The organism is Adhaeribacter aerolatus (assembly GCF_007991635.1).
Taxonomy (GTDB): domain Bacteria; phylum Bacteroidota; class Bacteroidia; order Cytophagales; family Hymenobacteraceae; genus Adhaeribacter; species Adhaeribacter aerolatus.
This window is the reverse complement of the sequence record NZ_BJYS01000055.1, coordinates 26,694-38,667: the sequence shown is the minus strand read 5'-3', so window position 1 is coordinate 38,667 and position 11,974 is coordinate 26,694. Positions and strand designations below refer to the sequence as shown.

Genomic DNA, 11,974 nt, shown 5'->3' with positions numbered 1-11,974 from the left:
GATCTCCTTTGACTTTCGAATTGGTAAAGCTCGATAGGTATTGCTGTATGATTATTACGGAGGTAATGCAATAACTACCGATTGTGAGCAGGTAATTGTTTGCTTCAAACCTGCCAAACCAAAATATATCGTGTTTTGTATCGCCGTAAATGATTTAAACAATGATTCAGGCACATACGGTTATCCATTAGCGAAAAGCGCTAATATTGAAATAATAAAATGGTGCCCTTGAAACGCATCGTTAGATTAACCAAACGTTTTATTATGCCTCATAGCTTAAAAATAATTATCAGATGTTTTTGCCTGGGACTAGTTTATTTACTGCCTGGTCTTTTACCTGCCGCTGCCCAGCAAAAGCCAAATATAATTTTATTCTTGGTTGATGATATGGGTTGGACCGATGTGGGTTGTTTCGGCAGTGACTTTTACAAAACCCCTAATATCGATAAACTGGCCCGGCAGGGCATGAAGTTTACGAACGGCTATGCCGCCTGCACGGTTTGTTCTCCATCGCGGGCCAGTATTTTAACGGGTAAATATCCGGCTCGGCTGCACCTCACCGATTGGATTGAAGGTCATTATAAACCCTACGCCAAATTGCTCCCGCCGGCCTGGACCCAATATTTGCCTTTAGCCGAAGTTACGGTGGCCGAAATACTTAAAAAGCAGGGTTACGCTACCGCCTCTATAGGTAAATGGCATTTAGGCGACGATGTAAAATATTACCCCGAGCACCAGGGCTTCGACTTAAATATTGCCGGTACTTACCAGGGCCAGCCACCTCAATATTTCTCGCCTTATAATATTCCACGACTAAAAAACGGCCCTGCCGGCGAATTCCTGACCGAAAGGTTAACTGATGAAGCTTTAAAATTTATTAAAGATAAGAAAGAGGTTCCCTTCTTCTTGTACATGCCATTTTTTGCGGTACACACGCCTTTGCAAGCCAGAGAAGCCGATATTCAGGCATTTAAAGCAAAAATAAACCCATTGGCCAATCACCAGAACCCGGTTTATGCCGCTATGGTAAAAAGCGTAGACGAAAGTGTGGGCAGGATAATGGCCTTACTGGCCGAACAAAAGTTGAGCGAAAATACTTTCGTTATTTTTACGAGTGATAACGGTGGGTTGGTACGCGGACAGAACTTTCAGAAAAACCGCATCACTTCCAATGCGCCGCTCCGGGCCGGCAAAGGCAGCAATTACGAAGGTGGCATTCGTGTCCCGACGATAGCGGTTTGGCCCGGTAAGATTCGCGCAAGCTCGGTTTCAGCAGTTCCGGTTATTGGTACAGATTTATTCCCGACTTTCGCCGAAGTAGCTGGTGTTCATAGCAAAAGTACCGGGCTCATTGATGGCCAAAGCCTGCTGCCGTTATTAACCGGCAAAGGTACTTTTAACCGGATGGCGCTTTACTGGCATTATCCGCATTATCACACCGAAGGTGCTACCCCGCACAGCGCCATCCGGCAGGGCGACTGGAAACTCATTCATTTTTATGAAACCGGTAAAAAAGAGCTTTATAACCTGAAAAACGATATTGGTGAGGAAACGGAGTTACAGGAAAACGAACCGCAGCTAACGGCCCAATTATATACGAAGCTGGAAAATTGGCGCAAAAAAGTAGGCGCTCAGGATCCAATATTAAATCCGGATTACGACCATAACCGTGAAAAACAAGGCGGAGCCCGGGCACCGCGAGTCGTGCAGGATCCCTTCGCCATAAATAATTAAACAGTTACGTACAACCTGGTGCCCAATTATTAATTAAACTTTTGCAGGTACCTAAGCTAAAACTTACATGCTTAAACTTAAACCAATAGTAGTGCTCTTTTTGGCAGCAATGCTGCTTTTGGGTATAAGCAGATTTGCGGTCGCGCAGGACCCTAAACCTAATATTGTTCTGATTATGGCGGATGATTTAGGCTGGATGGATGTGGGGTTTATGGGCAGCACTTACTACGAAACGCCCAACCTGGACCGGTTAGCTAAGCAGGGCATGGTATTTACAAATGCCTATGCCGCTGCCGCCAATTGTGCACCCAGCCGGGCCTGTTTAATGTCCGGGCAAAACACGCCGCGCCACGGCATTTATACCGTAGGCGAAGCCGATAGGGGCGGGGCCGCAACGCGTAAGCTAATTCCGGTGGCGAATAACGAGATATTGCCGGATAAAATTTTTACCTTACCCGAGGCGCTACAAGCGGCCGGCTATAATACAGCTACCATCGGTAAATGGCATCTCGGCAAAGACCCGCGCACCCAGGGCTTTGATTTTAATATTGCCGGTAACCTGAAAGGGGCGAATAAACATTTTGTACCTTATCAAAACCCAAACATTAAAGATGGACCGGCTGGCGAGTACCTCACCGACCGCCTCACCACCGAGGCAATTGCGGTAATAGAAAAGCAACAGGCAAAACCTTTCTTTTTGTATTTGCCTTATTATGCGGTGCATACGCCCATTCAGGCTCCCGCCGATTTAATCGCTAAATACAAGCAAAAACCCAAAGGCGCCGGGCAGGACAATGCTACCTACGCCGCCATGATCGAATCGCTGGATACCAATATTGGCCGGCTGCTGCAGAAATTAGATGATTTAAAACTAACCGATAATACGCTTATAATTTTCACCTCCGACAATGGCGGCATCCGTTCTATTTCGCGACAGACGCCTTTACGCGCCGGCAAAGGTTCTTACTACGAAGGCGGCATCCGGGTACCCCTGATTTTTAAATGGCCGGACAGAATTGCCGCCGGGAGTAAAAATATTACGCCCGTAACCAACTTAGATTATTATCCTACTATTTTGGATATCCTGAAAGTAAAAAACAAAAATACTTACTCCGATGGGCAAAGTATTTGGCCGGTATTAAGGGGCCAAACTATTCCGGAGCGAACACTTTACTGGCATTTCCCGATTTACCTGCAGGCGTACGATGCTAATTCGGATGATGGCCGGGACCCGCTTTTTCGTACCCGCCCCGGTACCGTAATGCGATCGGGCGACTGGAAACTGCACGAATATTTTGAAGACGGTGCTCTGGAATTATATAATCTGAAAGAGGATATAGGGGAGCGAAACAATGTAGCTTTGCAGCACCCGGAAATAACCAGGCAATTACACCAGCAAATGCGAAACTGGCGCCAGACAACTAAAGCCGCAGTCCCCACCCAATTAAATCCGGAGTACAATCCCAAGGCCCGGTTACCGGAAAAAAAGAAAAAGGATAATTAAAGCACCTTCTGGAAATACTCCTCCTGGGTGTAAAACTTTCACTCAACTAGCATTCCTCTTTTCCCGGAGCTATACCTGCTTTTACAAAATATTTCCTGCTAAAACCGATGAGGTTATACCGCTTTGTGCATTATGCTTTTGTGATTTAGAGCAGCAATAATAATCCGGAATAACAAATAATCATCATCGAACTTATCTGTTTTAAACCTTCAAAGAGGAAACTTGCTCTTAAATTTTATTATCATTCATTGGCCATAAACCAGCAAATTTTTAGGCAGGTAAGTAAATTTTAACCATAAACATCAGCAATGTTACCTTAATAAAATGCAGAACAATAAGGTTTACCGCTTAGTACTTTTTTGCTTACTGCATTTATGGCTAATCTTTTTATTAGGATTCTGCCTGCCGGCGCATGCCCAAACCAAAACAGATAAAAATGGCTGGCAAGCCGGTTTAAAAGAATATATCGATACCAAGCTAACCAAAAAAGATGGCGGCTACGGCTGGGAAGATCAACCCGATTCGCATTTAAGTCCCACCTTTGCGGTAATTGGCATCCTGCAGAATTTAGATCAACTGCCTGCTAATAGAGAGGCATTAATCCAATTCGTCCGGACCCACCACCCGCAGCGCCAGGCCAATAAAGAAGCAGGTCCGAGTGCCTCGCAAAACCGGCATTTTGTTTTTCAGCAAATTCAGGCCATTCAGTGGCTGGGCGGCGATGTAGCCGATTTTAAACCGGAAGTAAACGCCTGGAAATCGCAGGCCGGCAACACGGGTAATTACGAAAAACACAAATACCCGGTCCTGAACCAGGAAATGATGACGCCCATCTGCCGCAGTTTACTGCAACTACCAGTAGCGCCGGTAGCCGATGAGTTCCGGCAATATTTAAAATCCCGGCAGCGGGCCAATGGTAGTTTTAACAGTGCGCCGGTGACGGCCGGAGGCGATGGAAATATTTTAAATACCTACTGGAGCCTTTATGCGCTGCAGGTTTTAAGGGAGCCAAACCAGTTAAAAAAGGAATTAATTGCCTGGGTAAATGCCTGCCAGCGGCCAAACGGTGGCTTCACGCACCAGCCCAAACCCACCTTAGGCGGCAACGATGAGGTAGTGTATACCTGGGCGGCCGTTAAAGCTTTGGCTTTGTTAGGAGCAAAGCCGCAGAATACCACGACGTGCCTGCGCTATTTAAGTTCGTTACGAAATACCGATGGAGGCTTTGGCAATCAGCCGGGACTGCCCTCTAACCCCGAAGCTACTTATTACGCCATCGATGCGCTCAAAACCCTGAACAGGTTAAATTATTTAAATACTGCTCCCATTGTAAAGCGGCCGGTATCCAGGAAACCCAATTTCACCGGCCACCAGGTTTATACCGTGCAGTTTGAGGCCAGTGGGTCGGGCAGCCCGGCGGAGGCGGTAATGCTGGCCGATAGTTTAGGTATCCATTTGTGGGGCGCTAAAAACGGGAATCCAAACTGGATAATAACGGCCCAGAAAATAGCCGACGAAAAGAAAGTACCCGTTACTTTTTTTATTTCGGATGAGCCGTACGGAGGTAGTGTATCGGTACCGGGCTTTGGTACTTTTAACCATATTTTGGATTATGTAGCACCGGCATCTATCGGTAAAGTTAATTTCAAGGACAGCACTTCGTGGCAGGATTTTCAGAAAACCACCATGAGCCAGTTAAGGCGCAGCAACGGCGGGTTAATTATGCAAATTTCGAATAACGAACCGATGGCCCGCATTATCCTGGATGAATCTATTAAAAACGGCGGTTACCTGGGCGTCAGTACGGTACACTTCGGGCAGAATTTTTCTTTTGCACAGCCCTATTTACACCAATATCGCTTTCAACTGCCTTTTGTAACGTTGCAGGATGCCCACGGTACCGAATCGTGGTGGTGGGGCGAGGAACTGGCCAACCACCGCACTTTATTTATCGCCCAAAAGCCCACTTACGACGAGATGATAAATGCACTGAAAAAGCAATGGGTAGTGGCGGTGCGGCACGACAGCATCAGTGCGTACAAAACGCGTATGTTGGGCGGCACCGCCGAGGCACGGGCATTTGTTCAGGCGAATGAAAAAAGCTGGCGGTGGTGGCGCACGAACAACGCCCACGATAACCGGCCTTGGGCGGCTATTACCGTCCTATCACCTGCCGATTCCCTGGAAGTAGCACATCCAAAACAAGGCGTCAATATTCGGGTTCGTTGTCAGTGGCAGGGTGTGCGGCAGTTCCTGCACAAGCCCACGGTAATATTACAGGAATTGCGGCTGAATAATGAGGTGGTACAACCGGAGTTAGTGGAGAAAAAAGACAATAAAGGAGTTGTATCTGACAGCTATTATTTGCTGGCACTGGCGAATCCGAAACCGGGAGAACATAAAGTGGAGGCTACTTTTAAATCGCTCCGCAACGGTAAAATCCGAAAGCAAACAGCGCATTTTGTAATTAGATAAGAGCAGACAAACCTAACTTAAAGATTCGGTTGCAACCTGGTTTTACAAATATTAATCGATAAAATATTGATTATGAAAAACATAATGGACTTTAAAGCCCGTAGTTGGCTTTTAGGTTTTGCCATCGCCTACTTATTGCTATCGACAGGGCAGGCTCAAACCGGCGGATTAAACCGGTTTAACATTAACAGCCCGCAGGAACTAAAGAGCTTTTTTAAATATTCCCCGGACCGCATACCTTTCATCAGTGCGCACCGGGGTGGCGCCCGCAAAGGCTACCCCGAAAACTGTATCGCCACTTTTGAAAATACCCTGCGCCACACCCCGGCTATCATGGAGGTTGATCCCCGCTATACCAAAGATAGTGTGATTGTGTTGCTGCACGATGCCACCCTGGATCGCACCACCAACGGCAAGGGCAAAGTGGCTGATTATACCTGGGCGGAGTTGCAGAAATTAAAACTGAAAGATACCGAAGGCAACCTTACCGAATACAAAATTCCAACCTTAGACGAAGCCCTGACCTGGGCCAAAGGCAAAACCATTTTAATACTCGATAAAAAGGATGTACCAATAGCGGTGCGGGTAAAAAAAATTCTGGAGCATAAAGCCGAGGCCAGCGCCATGGTAATGGCTTACAACTATGAAGAGGCCAGACAAAGTTACAGATTAAGCCCCGATATTATGATGGAAGTGTTTGTGCCGAACCAGGAGAAGCTGAAGGAATTTGATAAGACCGGCGTACCCTGGGAAAACACCGTGGCTTTTATCTCTCATGCCAAAGCCAACGATGAAGCCCTTTATGGTTTACTCCACCAAAGAGGCGTGATGTGCATGATTGGCAGTTCCCGGATTTACGATAAAGAGTTTGTGCAAGGCAAAACCGACGTTTACGAAGAGATTATAAAAGATGGCGCTGATATTATTGAAGCTGATCTGGCCATAGAAGCCGGAGCAGGTATTAGAAATCTGCTTCCGAAAAAAAGTGCGAAAAGCAAATATTTTATAACGGCCGGTACAGCTAAAAAAACACTTTAATAAGAGGTTGAATTTAAGTGGCGTCCACAACCATTTCCTAATAATTTATAAAACATATATTGCTTAAATCCTGGATATTATGTATAATTATTAGGACAAATTTATTTCTCCTAGGGCTGGCTATATAACAGCAGCATAGCGGCGAGTTGAATGCCCTGTTTGGGCGGTGTTGTTTTTCAGTAAGTTGATTATAGATGTGCTGGCGGTCCCATACTGACGTATTTTGACAAGAGAATTGGCCAAAGCTGATGAATTGTTTTAGCTACGTTCCCCAGCCATTTTGAAAGATTTCCGATTTTTATAAAAAGTAATATTTAAAATACCCGCGGTAATTGCCTGTATCTGCATCTTATTTTCTTTTCCAGGCCGATTTTAAAATAAGCTACTTAGTTTTTGATTTAAAATTTTAGCAATCATAACCTTCTATGAAAAACAATTTACCACGTTTTTGCCTGGCAGCTGCTTTAAGCTGTTTCTGTGCCGGCACCGTTCATGCGCAAAGTTTTGCCATGAACCGCCAATTAACGTCCGCTTCTGCTGGTCGGGTAGGGGGAGGCTCCCAACAACCGCCACTTTCTGCTGCCAGCCACCTGGTTAATTCAAAAGAACAGAATAATAAAATGGCAGATGTGCCGGTGCAGGGGCGCGTGTCATCGGAGAATGGCGAGCCCTTGCCAGGCGTAACCGTGGTGGTGAAAGGCACGAATGTAGGTACTACCTCGGGAGCCGATGGGAACTTTACCATAAACGTACCCGATGGCAAAGGTACCCTGGTTTTTTCTTTTATCGGGTTCCTGACCCAGGAAGTAGCCATTAACAACCGCACCACCTTAAGTGTAACCCTGGCAGCCGATGCCAAAGCCTTGGAAGAAGTGGTGGTAATTGGCTACGGTACCGAAAAGAAAGTTAACCTGACCGGTGCCGTTTCGACGTTGGGCATGAAGCAAAAAGAAAACATGCCCATAACCAATGCCAGCCAGGCTTTGCACGGCGTAGGTGGGGTCTGGGTAAACCAGGCCGGCGGCAAGCCCGGTCAGGATGCCGGCTCCATCCGGATTAGAGGGGTAGGCACTACTAATAACAGCAACCCGCTGGTGTTGGTAGATGGCATCGAGTACAACATGAACGATATCAACCCGGCTACCATCGAGACCATTACGGTTTTAAAAGATGCTTCGGCGGCTATTTACGGTTCACGGGCGGCCAACGGGGTAATTCTGGTAACTACCAAGGGCGGTAAAAAAGGCAAAACCGAGGTAAATTATAGCTTCTCTCACGGTATACAAAGAGCCACTTTTATACCCGATGCTGTTTGGGATCCCATCTTGTACATGCAAAGCAAAAATCAGGCGCTGCGCAATGAAGGTAAAACAACCGTAGATTACAGCGATGCCCAGATAGAAGAATACCGCAACGGCATGGCCACTAATCCTTATGCTTACCCCAACCGGAATTATTTCGATGAAATTATTAAAAACGGGTATCTGCAGCAGCATAACCTGCGGTTCTCGGGTGGTTCCGATAAAATGGTTTATAGCCTGGCCCTGGGCTACATGGATCAGGATGGCATATTTATCGCCGCTAACCACGCCAACCGGTACTCCATCGATTTAAATGCGACCGCCAATGTAACTGAAAAAGTAAAAGTGGGGGCTACCATTAAAAGCATGTACCGCAAATATACCGAGCCGGCGCAGGGCACTGAGGCTTTTGTAAACCGGTTTTTCCGGGCCTTACCCATATTTGCTTCTTACCTCGAAGATGGCCGCTACGGCAATACCGTATTTACGACGCCGGGGCAAAACGCCATTGCCAACCCCCACATGATGCTGAAAGAAGGCCTCAACGAACATGCTTCGGTGCGTACACTGGCCAAAGTATTTGCCGATATTAGTCTGCCCTTTAACCTTACTTACAGTGCTAATTTGGGCGTAGATAAATTAGATGGGGCCTCCGACGATTTGAATGGGGCCAGCCGCCAATTTAATCCCTATATGACCACTTATCATCCGCTGACGAAAGTACCCAACTTCTTTAATCCTACTCCTTACTCTTACGTTTACAACCAGAATAATTTAAACCTGTCGGCTTATCATACGCTCAGCTGGAACCAGAAACTAGCGGAAGTTCATAACCTTTCGGCTATGGGTGGGATGAGTTACACTAAATTTAACACCAGTTATTCTTCCAGCCAGGTATTCGGTTACTTCGATAATACCCTGACCGATATTAATGCCGGTTCTATTAACCCGCAGGTAAGTGGCCGTCGCACCGAAGATGTGTTATTGTCTTACTTCGGCCGCGTTGGTTATGACTATAAAGAAAAATATTTACTCGATGCGACCATCCGGCGCGATGGCTCCAGCCGCTTCGACCGGGGAAACCGGTGGGGTACTTATTACGGCGTTTCGGCCGGCTGGCGAATCGATCAGGAGGCTTTCTTTAAAAACATCGGCGGTTTAAGTTTTGTAGATTTATTTAAAATCAGAGCTTCTTACGGTGAACTGGGCAACCAGGCCGTGCCTTTATATAGCTACGCGCCCACTGTAAACCTCGGTTTCGATTATGCTTTTAATAATACCATTGCCGCCGGAGCAGCCGTAACCAATGCCGTAGATCCGGAAATTCACTGGGAAACCACCAATACCTATGATGTTGGGGCTGATTTTTCGGCCTGGAACGGCCGTTTGAACCTATCGTTTGATGTTTTTAAAAAACGGACTACCGATATTTTACGCCAGGTAAATATTCCGGCCCAGGTGGGTGGTTTAACAGGGCCGCAAAGTAATATTGGGGTAGTAGATAACGATGGTTATGATATCAGCTTATCGCACCGCAACACCATTGGCCATTTTAAATACGAAGTAGCCGGTGAATTTGGTTATGTGAAAAACGAAGTAGTGGATTTAAATGGCGCGCGGCAAGTAGGCACCCGCCGGATTACCACCGAAGGTTACCCCATCGACTCGTATTATTTATACGAAGTAGAAGGCATCTACCAGACCCAGGATGAGGTGAACAGCAGCGCCAAGATTAGCAATGCCGTAAGACCAGGTTACCTGAAATATAAAGACCAGAACAACGACGGCAAAATAAACGGCGACGACCGCATTATAACCGGCAGTACCATCCCCAAATATACGTATGGCTTCAACCTCGGGGTTAGTTATAAAGACATCAGCCTGAGTTCTTTCTTTCAGGGTATACAGGGCGTAGATTTATACCCAACGGCCAACCTGGCTACACCCTTTAATAACGGGGCCGGCGTAACACACGAATGGTTAAATAATGCCTGGACCCCGGAAAACCCGAATGCCAAATTCCCGATTTTAACCACCTCTACCGGCGCCACTGAAAACTTTCAGCCTTCAACCTTCTGGCTGCGGGACGGCTCTTACCTGCGGTTAAAGAATATTCAGCTGAAATATAATTTGCCCATCTCACTTATCTCCAAGATTCGATTGAGCAATTTGGGCGTATTCGTAAACGGCGAAAACATACTCACCTTCACCAAGTTCCGGGATTTCGACCCCGAGAAAAATATTACCCAGGATAATTTTTACGAATATCCTTCGGTGAAGACTTTCAGTTTTGGCATTAATGCTACTTTTTAATTAATCATCCGGATTTTAATTAGGCACAACATGAAAAAAATATATGGCATTCTTTTAAGCAGTGCGCTCCTGCTGGGCTGTTCAGAAGATTTATTAGATACCCAACCTTACGATAGATATACCGAAACCATTTACTGGACTTCCGAAAAAAATGCCGTAGCGGCCCTAAATGGTTGCTATGCCGTGTTAAAGGAAGATGGTTTGTTCGGTGGTACGGCCACCCCTTTGTGGGAAGAAACTGCTACGCCCAATGCCTATAACTACGACAATTCTTTTGGGTTTAATGTAATTGCTTTAGGTACCCACACCGCCAGCCCGGCCAACCCGTCCGAAATTATTAATAACCGCTGGACGGATAGTTACCGGGGCATTGGCCGCTGTAATACCCTGCTGGCCGAAATTGACAAGGTGCCGATGAGTGATGCCCTGAAAAACCAAATGAAAGCCGAAACCAAATTTTTAAGAGGTTTGTACTACTCATTACTTGAGATGTATTACGGCGGCGTACCGCTCATTCTGGATAAACCCAATGCCGCTACCCAGGCCGAACTGCCCCGGAACTCCCGGGAAGAGGTAGTGCAGCAGGTGCTGAAAGATTTGGAGGAAGCGGCCGCCGGGTTGCCGGCCAAATATTCCGCAGCCGCCGATAAAGGCCGGGCCACCAAGGGTGCCGCCTTGGGCATTAAAGCACGGGTATTGTTATTTGAGGCCAGCCCCTTAATAAACACCTCCAACGATGCAGGTAAATGGACAGCTGCCGCCAACGCCGCTAAAGCCGTTATGGATTTGGCTCCGCAGGCCGGCTATGATCTGTTCCCGAACTACCGAACCTTGTTTTTACCTACGAACGAAAACAACCAGGAAGTAATATTTGATGTGCAGTTTAAAGCGCCCGAGCAAACCGGTAATTCTTTCGATTTAATTGTGCGCCAGTTTAATACCAATGCCCCGCTCCGCGACTTAATTGATGCCTATTACATGAAAGACGGCTTGCCCATTACCGAGTCGCCGCTGTATAACCCGGCCAAGCCTTACGAAAACCGGGAGCCCCGCTTTTACCAGAGTATTGTTTACCCCGGGGATACTTACATGGGCGCACCGGTTACGGCAACTAACCCCTTCAAAATTACCGGCTATACCTTTAAAAAATACGGAATTTACGATAAGGAGGCCGGTGGGGCCATTTTAAATGCCGGCCAGTCCGAAACCAATTACATGGTATTGCGCTACGCCGATATTTTACTAATGTATGCCGAAGCGCAGAATGAAGCAATCGGGCCCGATGCCACGGTGTACGCCGCTATTAATAAGGTGCGGCAGCGGGCCGGCTTGGTACCGTACGAAGTACCAGCAGGCAAAACCAAAGCCCAAATGCGCGAAATAATCCGCCGCGAAAGAAGAATAGAGTTAGCCGGCGAAGGATTTTATTACACCGATATCCGGCGCTGGAAAACGGCCGAGCAGGTCTTGAACGCCACCATATTTACGTCGCAGAACCAGGCCATTGTGAAGCGCACGTTTAATCCAACCCGCGACTACTGGTGGCCCATTCCGCAAACCCAGCGCGATTTAAATCCGAACCTGACCCAGAACGACGTCTACTAACCGG

The 11,974-nt window shown here is 46.9% G+C and carries 6 protein-coding genes; all 6 read left to right on the top strand.

All coding sequences use genetic code 11. The features are described from left to right. The first annotated feature begins 264 nt into the window (after positions 1 to 264). The 6 genes from AAE02nite_RS24835 (at position 265) to AAE02nite_RS24810 (ending at position 11,970) form a co-directional block, all read left to right on the top strand. Positions 265 to 1,734: a sulfatase gene (locus tag AAE02nite_RS24835; RefSeq protein ID WP_146905065.1), complete on the top strand. Its 1,470-nt coding sequence runs from the start codon at positions 265 to 267 to the stop codon at positions 1,732 to 1,734. Between the two features lie 67 nt (positions 1,735 to 1,801). Next, on the top strand, positions 1,802 to 3,238 hold the full coding sequence (locus tag AAE02nite_RS24830) for a sulfatase (RefSeq protein WP_146905062.1): 1,437 nt from the start codon (positions 1,802 to 1,804) through the stop codon (positions 3,236 to 3,238). A gap of 324 nt (positions 3,239 to 3,562) precedes the next feature. Then, positions 3,563 to 5,713, top strand: a complete 2,151-nt coding sequence (locus AAE02nite_RS24825; RefSeq protein ID WP_146905059.1) for a prenyltransferase/squalene oxidase repeat-containing protein — start codon at positions 3,563 to 3,565, stop codon at positions 5,711 to 5,713. A 72-nt stretch (positions 5,714 to 5,785) separates the two neighbouring features. Further along, positions 5,786 to 6,751, top strand: coding sequence for a glycerophosphodiester phosphodiesterase family protein (locus tag AAE02nite_RS24820; RefSeq protein WP_146905056.1), 966 nt, complete (start codon positions 5,786 to 5,788; stop codon positions 6,749 to 6,751). A 425-nt stretch (positions 6,752 to 7,176) separates the two neighbouring features. Then, complete coding sequence (locus tag AAE02nite_RS24815; RefSeq protein WP_146905053.1) at positions 7,177 to 10,365, top strand: SusC/RagA family TonB-linked outer membrane protein; 3,189 nt, start codon at positions 7,177 to 7,179, stop codon at positions 10,363 to 10,365. Positions 10,366 to 10,395: 30 nt separating this feature from the next. Beyond that, on the top strand, positions 10,396 to 11,970 hold the full coding sequence (locus tag AAE02nite_RS24810) for a RagB/SusD family nutrient uptake outer membrane protein (RefSeq protein ID WP_146905048.1): 1,575 nt from the start codon (positions 10,396 to 10,398) through the stop codon (positions 11,968 to 11,970). Positions 11,971 to 11,974 lie beyond the last annotated feature (4 nt).

Coding starts and splice junctions, on each gene's coding strand:
- AAE02nite_RS24835 (WP_146905065.1), top strand. CDS start 265: ATGCCTCATAGCTTAAAAATAATTATCAGATGTTTTTGCCTGGGACTA.
- AAE02nite_RS24830 (WP_146905062.1), top strand. CDS start 1,802: ATGCTTAAACTTAAACCAATAGTAGTGCTCTTTTTGGCAGCAATGCTG.
- AAE02nite_RS24825 (WP_146905059.1), top strand. CDS start 3,563: ATGCAGAACAATAAGGTTTACCGCTTAGTACTTTTTTGCTTACTGCAT.
- AAE02nite_RS24820 (WP_146905056.1), top strand. CDS start 5,786: ATGAAAAACATAATGGACTTTAAAGCCCGTAGTTGGCTTTTAGGTTTT.
- AAE02nite_RS24815 (WP_146905053.1), top strand. CDS start 7,177: ATGAAAAACAATTTACCACGTTTTTGCCTGGCAGCTGCTTTAAGCTGT.
- AAE02nite_RS24810 (WP_146905048.1), top strand. CDS start 10,396: ATGAAAAAAATATATGGCATTCTTTTAAGCAGTGCGCTCCTGCTGGGC.